This window comes from Demequina sp. NBRC 110052 (genome assembly GCF_002090075.1).
Classification (GTDB): Bacteria; Actinomycetota; Actinomycetes; order Actinomycetales; family Demequinaceae; genus Demequina.
This window is the reverse complement of the sequence record NZ_BBRI01000003.1, coordinates 348,648-363,268: the sequence shown is the minus strand read 5'-3', so window position 1 is coordinate 363,268 and position 14,621 is coordinate 348,648. Positions and strand designations below refer to the sequence as shown.

Genomic DNA, 14,621 nt, shown 5'->3' with positions numbered 1-14,621 from the left:
TGCCCCGCTGGCCCTACCGTCGTGTCATGCCCCCCGTCGGACTGCTCGCGATCATCGCCCTCGGCATGGTGCTCGCGTACGTCCTGCCGCAGCGGATGCGCGAGCGCGCCGAGTACGCGCTCGTGCGCACCGAGGACCGCTACTCCGCCGACATGCGCGTGGTGAAGACCACCGCACGTCGCGTCGAGGCGGACCGTGCTGCGCGCCGTGAGTCCACCTCGGGGGAGGTTCCGCTGCTCGTCACCGGCGCCGCCCGCGCCTCCGTCGCCGGACTGGGCGCGAGCCACCTGTCGCGTCCCGCGACGCCGCTCGACCGCGCCGCGACCCTCGCACAGCGCGAGCGCCTGGCGCTGCGCCGTGACCGCTCCGCGCTGCTGGCCGAGCGCAAGGCGCAGGCCCGTCGTCGCGCCCGCGTCGCACTGGGCGCCGCAACGCTCGCGGCCGTCTCCTGGATCCTCGTCGCGGCCACAGCCTTCCCGGCGCTCGTCGCCGCCATCGCCACCGCTGCCTTCGCAGGCATCACGGTGGCCGGTGCCCGCGCCGCCCACGCGCAGCGCGTCGCCGATTCGCACGTGCTCGCCGTGGCACGTGAAGTCGAGGCCGCCGCGACCGCCACGCAGGCCCTGCGCCGCGTGAGCCGCGAGCGCGCCCAGGGCCACGAGGCCGAGCCGAGCGATCTCGAGACCCAGGCCATCAAGGTCGTCACTGCCGAGAACCTCGCGCCCCTGTCGGCTCCCGCGCCGCTTCCCAAGCCCGAGCTGCCCGGCGTGCGCACGGACGCCCACGAGACGGTGGAGACCGGCTCGATCTCGCGCGGCGGCATCGTCGACGGCGACGCGTTCGCCGAGGACGACGGCGGCTGGAGCCCGCAGGAGATGCCCGCGCCGGCATACACGCTCAAGCCGACCGTGCGTCAGCGTCCCGCGCGCCCGATCGACGACGAGGACTACTCGCGCTCCGCAGCTGTCGCAGAGCGCTGGGTGGATAGCAAGCACCGCGTCGACGAGCGCCAGCCGCGCGAGGAGGCCAAGCCGGCCGCCGCGTCGGGCACGCTCGATGCGATCCTGGCGCGTCGCCGCCAGGCCAGCGCCTGAGCTCGCCGCCCCGCGCCCTGCCCCATTGCCTCTGTGGCGCCACCACTCCCCGAAGTGACGGCTAAGGCGCCTGTTGCTGCGTGTCGCAGCCACACATGCCTCGCCTGGCCGTCACTTCGGGGAGTGCAGACAGTGCACCTGCCGCCGTCGAGGTCAGACCGCGATGCGGTGCGCGTTCGCGATGAGCGCGGGGGGCGCCGCAGCGAGCCTTCCGAACAGTCGGTCGAAGACGTTGACGCGATCGAACTGCATCGCGTGCTCGAGCGCGCGGCCCGTCCACCACTCGCGGTCGTCCTCGTCCATGCCGCCCAGGCACGCGTTGAGCGCCACCGTGATCGCCGAAGCATCGCCTGAGGGCACCACGACGGCGGTGTCGCCCACGGCTTCGAGGATGCCGCCCGTGTCGCACGTGATGACGGGGCCGCCGCCGGCGAGCATCTTCTCGACGAGCGCGATGCCGAAGGTCTCCGTGAACTCCGGTGCCGGCTTCGAGGGCAGGCAGTAGGCAGAGCAGCCCGCCATGAGATGGGGCTTCTCGTCGTCGCCCACGTCCGTGAGGAAGACGATCCTGCCGCTCGCGGAGCTGCGCTCGGCGACCGACTGGAAGTGCTCGAGGTCAGGCCCGCGTCCTGCGATGACGAGGGTCTGGTCGCGGCAGCCCTCTGCGGCGGCGAACCCACGGATCAGGTCGTCGACCCCCTTGGCCTTCTGCAGTCGCGAGAGGTACAGCACGTACTTGCCGCGCGCGAGACCGCGCTCCGCGAGGTAGCGGTCGCCGTCGCGCGCATCGAGGCCCACATATGCCGAGGTGTCGATCGCGGGGTACGAGATCTGGACGCGCTCCTGGCAGCGCGCGGCGAACGCCGTGCCGTACACCGCGTCGAGCTCGGCCGCGGAGGCGACGATGACCTCCTTGGTGTAGTCGGAGACCGCCACGCACAGGTCGGATTCGAGGTAGTTGGCGAGCACTGCGGCGGCGGCACCGAACTCGCCGTGCTCGACCGCCGACCGGACCACGTCGGTGACGTCGGAGCCGACCGCCTCGGCGATCGTCGTGACGTTGACAGGCTTGCCGGTGGCGCGCGCCACGCGCAGCGCCTCGCTCACGGCCGTCGTGTGCGGGTGCAGATACAGGGACATGCACACGGTCGGCACGCCGTCCGTGAAGAGCTCGACGAGGCGACCCACCATGCCGGCGAGGTAGCGGCCGTCGGGGATCTTGTAGCCGCCCACCGGGCCTGGACGCTCGACCGTGATGCCGGGGGAGTACGGAAGCACAGTCTCCATGGGCTTGAGCGGGAGCCCCGATTCCTCGAGCCGATCCAGCGGCCACGTCACGATGCGCACCTCATCGAATCCCCGCGTGAGCGCGACCTCCGCGAGATTGCGGGCCTCGCCGCTATGACCGCAGATCACCGGATCCGCGCGGACGACGATGACGAGGCGTCGGTTGATCTCGACGTTCATGGCTGCCTCCTTGGGTGGGGGTGGGCAGGGTCTCAGTGGACCTGGGTGAGGGGATCGGGAAGGGACGGCGGGCGGGTCTCGGTGCCCCAGGTGCCGGGTTCGGCGCCGAGGACGAGCCTCAGGGTGCCGCCCGCGTGCACCCTGGAGCCCGAGAGGTACGACGTGACGGGCTCCCCGTCGAACGTCGCGGACTGGACGTACTGCACTGGGCCGCCGGGCACAGGCTCGACGAAGCCCTCGGTCTCGATGACGAGCGTGCCGCGCGACATCGCGATCGATGCCGACGCGAAGGCCGGCGGGTGCAGAAGGAACAGGTTCTGGCCGGCGACAGGGAACAGTCCCAGGCAGGTCCACACGAACCAGGAGCTGAGGCCCCCGGAGTCGTCGTTGCCAGGCAGGCCGCCGCGGCCGCGGCCGAACTGCTGGTGCACGATGTCGTGCACCACCTCGGCCGTGCGGTCGGGGCGGCCGGCGTAGTGGTAGGCCCAGGGGGCCTCCATGTCCGGCTCGTTGTTGAGGCCCTCGAAGCGTCCGAGCGAGTAGCCCTCGTCCATCTCGGCCTTGCTCGGGCGCACGCCGGGCTGCGTGACTGCAGGCGCGTGAATGCCGAAGAAGGCGTCGAGGAGCGCCACGAAGGCGTCGTCGCCGCCCGCGAGGGCGATGCGCTCGGCCATGTCGTGCACCAGGCGGAACGAGTAGTTGTGCTTCGTGCCCTCGTAGTAGCTGGAGTCGAGTAGCAGTCCGTCGTCTCCGAACGCGTTCCGCCATCCCTCGGCGAGTGGGGCGAGCTCGTGGACCAGCGCGGAGTCCTCGACACGGTCGGCGACCTTCGCGGTGCACCAGTACCCGAACGCGAGGTCCAGGGTGTGCGAGATGGGGTGCGCGACGCCGGTCAGCAGGTAGTCCTCGCCGTAGGTGCGGCGCAGGTCGGCCTGCATGTTGACGAGCGCCCAGTCCCAGTCGATGCCGGGGATGTCCAGCTGGCACAGGTCGGAGAGAAGCGTGTGGGCGAGCGCGGAGGCCTGGCGAGAGAAGCGGTCTGAGCCGCGCGCCATGCGGTAGCCGATGGGCAGGTTGCCCTCCTGCTCGCAGATGGCCAGCAGCGCGTTGGCGAGGTCGATGGCCTTGCCTGGCTGCAGTGCGGTGAGCAGTGGCAGCTGCGTGCGGTAGATGTCCCACATGGTCGAGATGTCGAACACGAAGGGGCCGTCCGCGGGCCAGAACGGAGACTCGTCTCGCGCGAAGCATGGCTTGATGAGCGAGTGGTACAGCGCCGTGTAGAACACCTCGAGCCGCGCGGGGTCGTCGCACTCGACCTTGATCGAGTCCATGAGGTCGGTCCACGACGACCGGGTCGAGGCGAGCCGCTTGTCGAAGCGCGCGGTCCCGGTGCCGACGTCGCGGCGCAGGTTCTCGCGCGCCTGCTCGACGCCTCGGAGTGAGAAGCCCATGCGAAGCTCCACCGTCTGCCCGGCGAGCGAGGGCCCAGCCCACATGAGGCCGAAGGGACGCAGCGTCGTCGGCCGGATATGGTCCAGGTCGAGCCGCGCGCCGGCGGGCATGAGCCGACGGTCGTACCAGAGCATCTGACGCCATGACGGTGCGTCGCACTCGAGGTAGATCGACAGTGGTGCACCCTCCACCACGATCGTGCCCTGCGCCTTGCCCGGCGCGATCGTCTCGAGGTAGGCGCGCAGGGGTGTCGTGGCCGAGTAGGGGATCGACAGTCCGCCCATCGAGAGGTCGACGACGACGCGCGCGTCCTTGTGCTGCGGGAACGTGTAGCGATGCACGGCCGACTTGGGTCCCACCGTCAGCTCGGCCCGCACGCCGTTGTCGAGCGTCGCCGCGTAGTAGCCGGGTGAGGCCTCCTCCTCAGTGAGCGCGAAGTCCTTGCCGAGGCCGTCGAGCGGCTCGAGCATCGGGGTGACGCGGAAGTAGTTGTAGTACTTGCGGATCGCGCCCGTGCCGGACTGCTGGAAGTGCGTGAAGCCCGAGGCGACGTAGCTGTCGTGGATCCGCTCGGGCACGCCCTCAGTGCTGAGGTCGTACAGCCCGTAGCCGGTGGGGTAGGCGCCGGAGTATGCGCACGCGCTCACCATGCCGAGCGGGTGACATGCGCCGGGATGCGTGTTGCCGACCTGCGGCTTGGGCCACCACCAGGTGGCCGCCAGGCGGCTGGGTGCGGGCAGGTCGGTGACCTCTGTCCCGTTGAACGGGTCCACGTGCTCCAACAACAGGCCACCTCCTTCCGGCGGCTTCGAGCGGGGTCGGCGATCCCGCTTCTGTCAAAGACACGGTAAAGGGACCGCATTGACGGGAGGTTTCCACGCCGTGACGGAAATGAAACACATTCTGGGGAACCTTCGGCACTCCCCAAGGGTTGTGTGGGGGACGGCCGTCACGCACCCGGGCGGCGGGCGCGTACCCTGGATTCCGGTCTGGAGCGCGTTGCGCCGCAGTGACAGGCCCGCACTCGCAACCGACCACGGAGAAGATCACGTGAAGACCCGCATCACCGCAGCCGTCGCCGCGGCCACAGCGCTCGCGCTCGGCCTCAGCGCCTGCAGCCAGACGTCCGACGCCGAGCCCACGGCCTCGCCTACGTCCACCACGTCCGAGGAGTCGGCCGCCACGGTCGAGTTCCTGCAGTCCGTCGCCTGGAACGAGGGCAAGGACGGCATCGCGGAGCTTGAGTTCGAGCCCGGTGTGACGTTCGCCGACACGGGCGCCGTGCTCGTCGCGGACGGCGACGGGGCCGAGGCCACCGAGGGCACCGTCGTGACCGTCTCGTACATCATCTACTCGGGCACCGACGGCTCCGTGTACTACTCGTCCTACGACGACGGCTACACCGAGGGCATCACGATGACCGAGGGCGCCGTCGACCCGAACCTGTACTCGACGCTCCTCGGGGTGCACGAGGGTGCGCAGCTGCTCTACGGCACGTTCGACACCTCTGACGGCAGCGCGCTCATCATGGCCGTCACCGTCGAGGCCGTGACCGAGGTGCTCGACCGCGCCGAGGGCACCGCCGTCGACCCCGTCGAGGGGCTGCCCGCAGTGACGCTCGACGACGCGACCGGCGAGCCGACGGTGTCGTTCGACGCCGCAGGCGACAAGCCCACCGAGCTCGTCGCGCAGGACCTCATCACCGGCGACGGCGCCGTGGTCGCTGAGGGCGACCAGGTGACCGTGCACTACACCGGCTGGCTGTGGGACGGCGACGTCTTCGACTCGTCGTGGGAGCGGGGCGCAGGCTCCACCTTCACGCTCGCGACCGGATCGCTCATCGACGGATGGGTCCAGGGGCTCGTCGGCAAGACTGTCGGGTCGCAGGTCCTTCTCGTGGTTCCGCCGGAGCTCGGCTACGGCGACGCGGACAGCGGCACCATCCCCGCAGGGTCCACGCTCGTGTTCGTGGTGGACATCCTCGCCGCGCAGTAGCACTCAGCCGCAGCGCGGCTCGTGCGAAGGCCCGCCAGGCACGCCCTGGCGGGCCTTCGCTGTGCCGGGCGCGCACGCGAGAGCGGTGTGACTTGCACGCGCGGGCGGTGCTATCCTGTTACCCGCCTCGCTAAGGGGCGAAGGGGCTGTGGCGCAGTTGGTAGCGCGTCTCGTTCGCAATGAGAAGGTCAGGGGTTCGATTCCCCTCAGCTCCACCACACGAAGGACCTCGCCGCCAGGCGGGGTCCTTTTCTTCTTGACTGGCCAGGTGAGTCACGGCCTGGTCGCGAAGCGGCCGCCCCGCTAGGCGCCCGAGTCGGACCGGCCGACCGAGGGCAGCGCCGTCGCGAGGGCCCTGAGGTGCGCGATCCCTTCCACCGGGTCGCGGCCCAGGTCGCCGAACCGCTGCGACTCCGCACGCAGTCCAGCGAGCATGATCTGCAGCTGGCGCACTGACATGGCGCTGCGGGCCGGCTCGGGGAACACCGTGAGGACGCCGAGCTCCGTCATGAGTGTCATGAGGTCGATCGCCGTGACGTCCGTCCTCAGCGAGCCCTCGGCCTGCGCGCGCGCGACGTGCGCGGCGAGCCGCAGCACCAGGTCCTCGCCCGCGGTCGAGCCCGGCTCGATGCGCGCCATGCGGCGGGCGGTCGCCGCGAAGATCGGGTGTGCGTTGTTGGTGGCGACGGCGCGCTCCAGATATCCGGTGATCGTGCTCCAGCCGTCAGCGCCGTCGGCCACCTCGGCGTCGAGCTCGTCGAAGATTGCGGTGAACGCCTCGTGCGCCCGGCCGTGCAGCGCGCGCACAACGTCGTCGTGCGACTGGAAGCGGCGATAGCAGGTGGCAACCCCGAGCCCGGCCTCGTGCGCGAGCTCGTTGAGCGAGAACTCGAGGCCCTGGAGCTCGAAGAGGCGCTCGGCGGCGTCGAGAAGCTGCCGGATGCTGCGCGCGATCTCCGGGCGCGGCGCCCTCTTCCCACTCATAGGAGCCGCACTCTACTCCTGGGAGCGCGGCGATGCCGGGCCTCGAATCGGCTCCACGTGGGTGGCGGACGCTATCGTCCAGTCTGTGCGCATCGAACACGGCGGGTGGGTGGCATGACCGCCACCTCAGAGCTCACCTTCACCGAGGACTTCGAGCGCGCCCTCACTCTGCTCGACGAGGGCGCGAACATGTTCCTCACCGGCCGGGCAGGCACGGGAAAGTCCACGCTGATCCGCCACTTCCTCGCGACTACGGGGCGGCGCGCCATCACGGTGGCGCCCACCGGCATCGCCGCGCTCAACGTGGACGGCTACACGATCCACCGCCTCTTCTCCTTCCCGATGGGCGTCACTGAGGAGACCGTGCGGGGTCCCGGCTACTTCCCGCGCCGCTTCGCCGAGACCCTCGCGAACCTCGACACCCTGATCGTGGACGAGGCGTCGATGGTGAGGGCCGACCTCTTCGACGCGCTTGCAGCCGCGCTCGAGCGCTTCGGACCCCAGCACGGCGTCCCGTTCGGCGGGGTCCAGGTGGTGCTCGTGGGCGACCTGCACCAGTTGCCGCCCGTCGTGCGCGACGACGAAGTGGACTACTTCGACGAGCGCTATGGCACTCCCTACTTCTTCTCGGCCCGGCACTTCGATCCGGAGCGGTTCGCGATGGTGGAGCTGACCACGGTGTTCCGGCAGATCGGCGACACCGGGCTCGTGGACATCCTCAACGCCGTGCGCGAGGGCGCCCTGCTCGACGACGCGCGCGCCGTGCTCAACACCAGGACGGACCCTGGGTTCGAGCCGCCCGAGGACGAGTTCTGGCTGACCCTCGCCACCACCAACCGCATCGTCGGCGCGCGCAACCGACATCAGCTCGAGCGCCTTCCGGCGCCCGTGCGCACCTATCCCGCGGAACTCGCCGGCGACACCGACGGCTTCGAGCTCCCCGCCGAGCAGCACCTGGACCTCGCGGTCGGAGCCCAAGTGATGCTGCTCAACAACGACCCAGGGGACCGATGGGCGAACGGCACGCTCGGACGTGTGGTCGAACTGGGGCGTGACAGGGATGGCCCTGTCGTGACGGTGGGCCTCCGCGAGGGCGTCAGTGTGCACGTCCGCCCCCACACGTGGGAGATCACCCGGCCAGTGATGAGCGGCGGCTCGCTCGAGCGGCGCGTGGTGGGCACGTTCACGCAGCTGCCCATGAAGCTCGCGTGGGCGATCACCATTCACAAGTCGCAGGGCCAGACCCTGCACCGCGTGGTCGTGGATCTCACCGGCGGCACGTTCGCGAACGGACAGCTGTACGTGGCGTTGAGCCGTTGCACGAGCCTCGAGGGACTGGTGCTCAAGCGCGACGTGCTTCCGCGTGACCTCAAGACTGATGGCCGCATCCGACGCTTCCTCAGCTCGTCGCACGCGCCCGACGCGGTGGCCGGGCGCGTGTACCTGTCCGCCTCCACGGTGGGCACCGTGGGCGACAGGTACCGACCTCGGCCCGTCGAGATCGCCGTCGTCACGGACGACGGCGACGAGGCGACGACCGTGGTGAACCCTACGAGCGACCTGTACGGGGCGCAGACCGAGTTCGGGCTCACGACTCGCGACGTTCAGCTCGCCCCTGTGCTCGCGGAGGCGTGGGCGTGCCTCTCGCCGCTGCTGGCGGGGCGCGTGCCGATCGGCGTGGGGATCGATCAGACGCTCAGCTGGATCGACTTCGAGCTCAAGCGCTGCGGTGTCGTGGAGCCGATGGCGCTCGGCGTCGAGCTGCCGGCCACGGAGGTGGACGCGAACGAACGGAAGGCGCTGCAAGCGCCCGAGGCGCTCACCCGTGCCCGAGCGCTCCGTGACGCGGGAGAGCGATGGGTCTCCCGCGTCGGGCGGGCTCCCGTGAGCGCCGGGGAGCCGTTCGCCGCGTGGCCGCGTGGGCGCGGCTACCTGCAGCCGCGAGCGACGGGGTCGGCGGCGACTGCGTCGGGCTTCGTGGTGGGTGGGAACCTGTCCGCTCAGGACGACCCGGCGGCGGTGCTCGGCGATCTGCTTGCGCGGGCGTGGAGCCGCGTCGTCGATCGGGATGCGGACGTGGTCGAGCGGCTTCGCGAGGCCGAGCGGCACTACGGCGTGGAGATCCTTCCCCCCGACTTCGTGCTTGAGGCGCCCCTGCGACCAGCGGAGGTGCTGGTCGAGGGCGCTCGCGTGTGCTTCACCGGCACCGTCCTGCACGCCACCCGTGGCGTAGTGGAGCGCGAGGAGATGATGAGGCTCGCCGCGGCGAAGGGACTCGTGCCCGTCGCGAGCGTCACGAAGACCCGCACCGACGTGCTCGTGGTGGCTCAGCGCGGCACGCAGTCGGGGAAGGCGAAGAGAGCCGCGGAGTGGGGAAAGCCCGTGATCGACGCCGAGGAGTTCTTCGCCTGGCACGACGCCCGCTGAACCCGCTGCCGCGCTGGGACGGGTCACGGTTCGGATACGACGGGCCCGCACGTCGCTGGAGAAGGTGAGGCCGCACGGGATGTCGGGGCACACTGTGTGCGGGGGCAGGGCCGGCAGCGGCCACTCAACAGGACAGGGGATCGGTGCATGGGCTGGCGTGAGAGGTGGAGCAGCGCTCCGGTGCGCGATGGTCTGACCGTGTGGATCATTGTGCTGCTCACCTCCGGCCAGGGGTTCCGCTATCTGCTGGGTCTGCCGGTCTACGCCGCCGTGTGCGTGCTGACCGTCGCCGCGATCGCGGTGAGCTTCCGGCCCACGCTCGCGATGCTTCGGCTGCCGTTGCCGCTCGGCGCGTTCGTGTCGCTCGCGTCGGCGAGCGTGCTGTGGTCGGCGACGCGCGGCATCACCGCGCTCGCGGTGATCGTGATGCTCGCCACGACGTTCGTCGCTGCGGTCACGGTCCGCGGCACCGGCACCCGCCGCTTCATGGTGCTGCTGTACCGGGGCTTCCAGATCTCGCTGCTTCTCGGCATCGGCCTGGAACTGGTGGCGGCGGTGATCGTCCGGGGGCCGATCGCTCCGCCGATGTCGGATCTCACTTCGCTGACCGACGGCAAGGACGTCTCCGGCAACGACATCATGTGGTCTGACGGCCTGCTGTTCCAGGGCGGTCCGCTGCAGGGCTGGGTCGGCAACCGCAATCCCTTCGGCCTGGTCGCGCTGCTCGCGGCGATCACTGCCGTGATCGTGCTGCTCGAGCGCAGCGTGCGTCGCGTCGACGGGATCCTCACGCTCGCCGCGGCGGGCGGCGTCCACCTGCTGACGATGTCCGCGACCGTGTCCGTGACGGCGCTGTACTTGGCCGGCATCACGCTCGCGGCCTTCTGGATCCGCCGGCTGCCGCCCGGGGGGAAGAAGGCGCTGTCGCGCGTCGTCCTGGGCGTGACCGCGGGGGCCGCGGTGCTCACGATCAAGTACCGGGATGAGATCTTCGGCATGTTCGACCGCGGTTCGGATCTCACCAACCGCACGGAGATCTGGAAGCAGGTGCTGGCCACGGCGGAGCAGCGGCCCGAGGGCTGGGGCTTCGTCGGCTACTGGCCCGTCTGGGAGGAGCCGTATCGAGGCATCGCCGAGCGCGCGGGCGTCCTCGCAACGCACGCGCACAACGCCTTCCTGGACGCGTGGCTCCAGCTGGGGCTCGTGGGGCTCGCGCTGCTGGTCGCGATCATGGTCCTGCTGTTCGGCTCCTCCTGGCGCCTCGTCGAGCGCGCCGATCGGGGCGACACGTACATCCCGCTGGGGTGGACGCTGCTCACCGTGGCGATCCTGCTGCAATCGCTCACCGAGTCGCGGATGCTCGTCGAGGGCGGCTGGTACCTGGTGGTCGTGCTGTTCCTCTCCGCGCCGCAGGTGTTCCGGCTCACACTCGTGGACGAGTCCCTCGTGCACCGCGGCACGCCTGGCGCGACCGCCTCCGACACTCGCTGACCTCGTCTCCCTGGCGCGCGCTATCACGCCAATACTGTTATAGTTGTTATATAACAGATAGGAGATGCAGCGATGAGTGACACCCACCGGAACCCCGCCGATCGAGTCCTACGGCGCGCCGTCGACGTCGGGCTGCTCGTGCCCGCGCTCCTCACTGGCGCCGCGATCGCGCTGCAGCTGGTCGCCATCGACGACCTCGCCCAGCAGCTCGTGACGCACTGGGGCCCGGAGGGTCCCGACGGGTACGGGCCGGCGTGGGTCTATCCCGTGATGACGTTGCTCGGAGGACTCGTGCTCCCCAGCCTGCTCGCAGGCTCGGCCATGAGGCCGCTCGCGCGCGGGGAGCGAAGCCCGATGCTGCGGCTCATGCCCGCGCTCGCGGCGTCACTGGCCACGCTGTTCTCCGCGCTCGCGACCGGCATGGTCCTCACCCAGGTGGGCCCGTCGTTCGATGCGGGCGTGGGGTGGGTCCTCGCGCTCGCCTTCGGCGCCGCTGGCGTCGTGGGGTGGGTCGCGTGGGCGGCGCAGCCCTCGCAGGACGTCATCGTGCCGGCGGCGCTGCCCGTCGATGCGCTGGGTGCGGGCCCGCACGAGCGCCTCGCGTGGATTGGGCGCGCCGAACTCGGCAAGGGCGCCGGTGCCGCGCTCGTCTCCGCATGCGTGCTCCTGGCGGGGCTCGCCGTGTGGACCTGGGCGCTCGCCGACGTCGTTGCGGCCGCGATCACGACGGGCGTCGCGATCCTCGTCGCGCTCCTGGCTGCCGCGATGACGGTCTTCCACGTGCGCGCCGACCGTACGGGCCTGACAGTGCGGAGTGCCGTCGGGTTCCCGCGCTTCACGATCCCCGCGGCGGACATCGCCTCGGTCGGGGTGATCGACGTCGCGGGACTGGCGCACTTCGGAGGCTGGGGCGTGCGCGTCATCCCCGGAGCGACTGGGGTGATCCTGCGCAACGGGACCGCGCTCGAGGTCACGCGCGGCTCCGGGCGGCGCTTCGTCCTCACGCTCGACGATGCCGCGACGGTTGCCGCGGTGCTGGGCGCGGTGCGCGCGAGCCAGGCCGGGGGTGCGCGCGATGCTGATCAGGATTGATCCCACCGCGGAGACTGACCTGTACGAGCAGATCGCCGACTCCGTGCGCGAGGATGTCGCCGCCGCGCGGCTCGTCGCGGGTGACCGCCTCCCGTCCGCCCGCGAGGTCGCCCAGGCGCTCGACGTGAATCTCCACACGGTCCTCAAGGCGTACCAGGCGCTGCGTGAGGAGGGCCTCGTCGAGATGCGCCGTGGGCGCGGCGCGGTCATTGCGCCCATGTCCGCGGCAGTGGCCGAGCTCGCGGCAGACGCAGGCGCGCTCGTCGCTCGCGCGCGCGAGCTGGGGTTGGGGACTGAGGCCCTCATTGCGGCCGTGCGACAGGCCGCGCGCGCCCCGCGCGACACGTAGCACGGGCGCCGACTACGCGGTGCGGCCAGCGTGCCGGCGCGTGGCACTTCCTGACGACATGCCCCATGCGCCAGGATGGTGAGCGCCGAGCCAGAGGAGCCGCCATGCCAGCACCCGCCGATCCCGCCGCCCGCGAAGCCTACGAGTTGGAGCGCGCCCACGTCTTCCACTCGTGGTCCGCGCAGGCGTCGGTGGACCCGATCATGATGGCGGGCGGGCTCGGCAGCCACGTGTGGGACGAGGACGGGAGGCGCTACCTCGACCTGTCCTCGCAGCTCGTGAACACGAACATCGGGCATCAGCACCCGCGCGTCGTCGCCGCGATCCGTGAGCAGGCCGAGGCGCTGTGCACCATCTCTCCGGCGTTCGGCAGCGCGCCACGCGCGCAGGCGGCCGCCCGTATCGCGGGGCTCGCGCCCGCAGGCATGGAGAAGGTGTTCTTCACGAACGGGGGCGCCGAGGCCGTGGAGAACGCCGTGCGGATGGCGCGCCTGCACACGGGCCGCACCAAGGTCATGTCGCAGTACCGCTCGTATCACGGTGCCACCCCGACGGCGATTCAGCTCACGGGCGACACGCGTCGGTGGGCCAACGAGTTCGCGCCGGCGGGCGTCGTGCACTTCTTCGGGCCGTTCCTGTACCGCTCGCACTTCCACGCGAGCACTCCCGAGCAGGAGTGCGAGCGCGCGCTCGCGCACCTCGAGGAGCTGATCGCCTTCGAAGGCCCGGGGACGATCGCCGCCATCATCCTCGAGACCGTGCCGGGAACTGCAGGCATCATGCCGCCCCCGCCGGGGTATCTCGCGGGCGTGCGCGCGCTGTGCGACAGGCACGGCATCGTCATGATCCTCGACGAGGTGATGGCGGGCTTCGGCCGCACAGGTTCGTGGTTCGCGTTCGAGCAGCACGGCGTCGTGCCGGACCTGATCACCTTCGCCAAGGGCGTCAACTCCGGATACGTGCCGCTCGGCGGCGTCATCATCTCCGACGCGATCGCCGCGGACTTCGACGAGCGCCCCTACCCCGGTGGGCTCACGTACTCGGGCCACCCGCTCGCCACGGCCGCGGCGGTCGCGACCATCGACGCAATGCGCGACGAGCGCATCGTCGAGAACGCCGCCCGCATCGGGGCCGAGGTTCTGGAGCCCGGGCTGAGGGAGCTGCAGGAGCGCCACCCGAGCATCGGCGAGGCGCGAGGCGTCGGCGTCTTCTGGGCGCTCGATCTCGTCAAGGACCGCGAGACGCGTGAGCCGCTCGCCCCCTACGGCGGCACGTCGGCGCCCGTGGCGGGCGTGGTCGCCGCCGCGCGCCAGGCAGGCGCGCTGCTGTTCATGAACTATCACCGCATCCACGTCGTGCCGCCGTGCGTCATCACCGAGGACGAAGCTCGCGAAGGCCTCGCGATCCTCGACGAGGCGCTCGCCGTCGCCGACGCGGCCACCGTCTGACGCCCCCGCGATGTCACCAGATCCGCCACCCGAACAGGAGCACCCCATGACCGAGCCCACCTCACCCGCGCGCCGCACCGCCGTTGTCACCGGCGCCTCGAGCGGCATCGGCGAGGCCACCGCCCGTCAGCTCGCCGCGGACGGCTGGCATGTCGTCGTCGGAGCCCGACGCGTCGACCGGCTCGAGGCGCTCGCGGCTGAGATCGGCGGCACCGCCCTCGCGCTCGACGTGACCGACCAGGCCTCCGTGGAAGCCTTCTGCGACGCCGTGCCCGAGGTGAGTCTGCTCGTCGCCAACGCAGGCGGCGCATTCGGCACCACGTCGGTCGCCGAGGCGAGCGACGACGAGTGGCTGCGCATGTACGACGTCAACGTCATGGGAACGCTGCGCACGGTGCGCGCGCTGTTGCCCAAGCTCATCGCCTCGGGCGACGGCCAGGTGGTGACGCTCGGCTCGATCGCGGCGCTCGAGCCCTACCCGGGTGGCGCCGGCTACAACGCCGCGAAGCACGCGGTGAAGGCCCTCACGCGCGTGCTGCGGCTTGAGATGAAGGGCAAGCCGGTGCGCGTGTCCGAGATCGATCCCGGTCTCGTCGAGACCGAGTTCTCGGTGGTTCGCTTCTCGGGCGACCAGGAGCGCGCGGACAAGGTCTACGAGGGCATGACGCCGCTGGTGGCACAGGACATCGCGGAGGCCATCGCGTGGGTCGCCTCACGCCCGGCGCATGTGAACATCGACTCGATGCTGATCATGCCGCGCGCGCAGGTGTCCGCCCAGGTCGTGCACCGCGAGCCATAGCCGCCGCACGGACCTGGCCGCCG

Annotated in this window: 11 protein-coding genes and 1 tRNA gene; 9 read left to right on the top strand and 3 right to left on the bottom strand. The window is 70.9% G+C overall.

Going from position 1 to position 14,621, the window contains the following annotated elements; translation table 11 throughout:
• Positions 1–26: 26 nt before the first annotated feature.
• Positions 27–1,094, top strand: coding sequence for a hypothetical protein (locus B7K21_RS09135; RefSeq protein WP_084075127.1), 1,068 nt, complete (start codon positions 27–29; stop codon positions 1,092–1,094).
• A 153-nt stretch (positions 1,095–1,247) separates the two neighbouring features.
• Here the strand turns inward: B7K21_RS09135 and B7K21_RS09130 are convergent, their stop codons facing one another.
• Positions 1,248–2,561, bottom strand: coding sequence for a glycosyltransferase (locus B7K21_RS09130; RefSeq protein ID WP_084075126.1), 1,314 nt, complete (start codon positions 2,559–2,561; stop codon positions 1,248–1,250).
• A gap of 32 nt (positions 2,562–2,593) precedes the next feature.
• Positions 2,594–4,798, bottom strand: coding sequence for a glycoside hydrolase domain-containing protein (locus B7K21_RS09125; protein ID WP_084075125.1), 2,205 nt, complete (start codon positions 4,796–4,798; stop codon positions 2,594–2,596).
• 265 nt (positions 4,799–5,063) lie between these two features.
• On the opposite strand from B7K21_RS09125, the gene B7K21_RS09120 reads away from it, so the two are divergent.
• Positions 5,064–6,008: an FKBP-type peptidyl-prolyl cis-trans isomerase gene (locus tag B7K21_RS09120; protein WP_234989262.1), complete on the top strand. Its 945-nt coding sequence runs from the start codon at positions 5,064–5,066 to the stop codon at positions 6,006–6,008.
• A gap of 142 nt (positions 6,009–6,150) precedes the next feature.
• A tRNA-Ala gene (locus tag B7K21_RS09115) sits at positions 6,151–6,226 on the top strand.
• A gap of 85 nt (positions 6,227–6,311) precedes the next feature.
• On the opposite strand, the gene B7K21_RS09110 is transcribed toward B7K21_RS09115, so the two are convergent.
• Entirely contained in the window at positions 6,312–6,992 is a 681-nt protein-coding gene (locus B7K21_RS09110; protein ID WP_084075123.1) for a TetR/AcrR family transcriptional regulator, read from the bottom strand.
• Between the two features lie 114 nt (positions 6,993–7,106).
• Here B7K21_RS09110 and B7K21_RS09105 point away from each other — a divergent pair, with 114 nt between their 5' ends.
• The 6 genes from B7K21_RS09105 to B7K21_RS09080 all read left to right on the top strand — a co-directional run bounded on the left by B7K21_RS09105 (position 7,107) and on the right by B7K21_RS09080 (position 14,598).
• A complete protein-coding gene (locus tag B7K21_RS09105; protein ID WP_084075474.1) occupies positions 7,107–9,419 on the top strand; it encodes an AAA family ATPase in 2,313 nt (770 codons plus the stop codon).
• Positions 9,420–9,566: 147 nt separating this feature from the next.
• On the top strand, positions 9,567–10,910 hold the full coding sequence (locus tag B7K21_RS09100; RefSeq protein WP_084075122.1) for an O-antigen ligase: 1,344 nt from the start codon (positions 9,567–9,569) through the stop codon (positions 10,908–10,910).
• A gap of 72 nt (positions 10,911–10,982) precedes the next feature.
• Positions 10,983–12,002, top strand: a complete 1,020-nt coding sequence (locus tag B7K21_RS09095) for a hypothetical protein (protein ID WP_084075121.1) — start codon at positions 10,983–10,985, stop codon at positions 12,000–12,002.
• On the top strand, positions 11,986–12,351 hold the full coding sequence (locus B7K21_RS09090; RefSeq protein ID WP_084075473.1) for a GntR family transcriptional regulator: 366 nt from the start codon (positions 11,986–11,988) through the stop codon (positions 12,349–12,351). The genes B7K21_RS09095 and B7K21_RS09090 overlap by 17 nt, the downstream gene beginning before the upstream one ends.
• A gap of 104 nt (positions 12,352–12,455) precedes the next feature.
• Positions 12,456–13,799 (top strand): aspartate aminotransferase family protein, encoded by a 1,344-nt coding sequence (locus B7K21_RS09085; protein ID WP_084075120.1) that lies wholly within the window; start codon positions 12,456–12,458, stop codon positions 13,797–13,799.
• Between the two features lie 46 nt (positions 13,800–13,845).
• Complete coding sequence (locus B7K21_RS09080; protein WP_084075119.1) at positions 13,846–14,598, top strand: SDR family NAD(P)-dependent oxidoreductase; 753 nt, start codon at positions 13,846–13,848, stop codon at positions 14,596–14,598.
• Positions 14,599–14,621 lie beyond the last annotated feature (23 nt).

Bases quoted from the DNA above. Each gene is read 5' to 3' on its own strand.
- B7K21_RS09110 (WP_084075123.1), bottom strand. From the start codon at position 6,992: ATGAGTGGGAAGAGGGCGCCGCGCCCGGAGATCGCGCGCAGCATCCGG.
- B7K21_RS09135 (WP_084075127.1), top strand. From the start codon at position 27: ATGCCCCCCGTCGGACTGCTCGCGATCATCGCCCTCGGCATGGTGCTC.
- B7K21_RS09090 (WP_084075473.1), top strand. From the start codon at position 11,986: ATGCTGATCAGGATTGATCCCACCGCGGAGACTGACCTGTACGAGCAG.
- B7K21_RS09105 (WP_084075474.1), top strand. From the start codon at position 7,107: ATGACCGCCACCTCAGAGCTCACCTTCACCGAGGACTTCGAGCGCGCC.
- B7K21_RS09085 (WP_084075120.1), top strand. From the start codon at position 12,456: ATGCCAGCACCCGCCGATCCCGCCGCCCGCGAAGCCTACGAGTTGGAG.
- B7K21_RS09100 (WP_084075122.1), top strand. From the start codon at position 9,567: ATGGGCTGGCGTGAGAGGTGGAGCAGCGCTCCGGTGCGCGATGGTCTG.
- B7K21_RS09095 (WP_084075121.1), top strand. From the start codon at position 10,983: ATGAGTGACACCCACCGGAACCCCGCCGATCGAGTCCTACGGCGCGCC.
- B7K21_RS09130 (WP_084075126.1), bottom strand. From the start codon at position 2,561: ATGAACGTCGAGATCAACCGACGCCTCGTCATCGTCGTCCGCGCGGAT.
- B7K21_RS09080 (WP_084075119.1), top strand. From the start codon at position 13,846: ATGACCGAGCCCACCTCACCCGCGCGCCGCACCGCCGTTGTCACCGGC.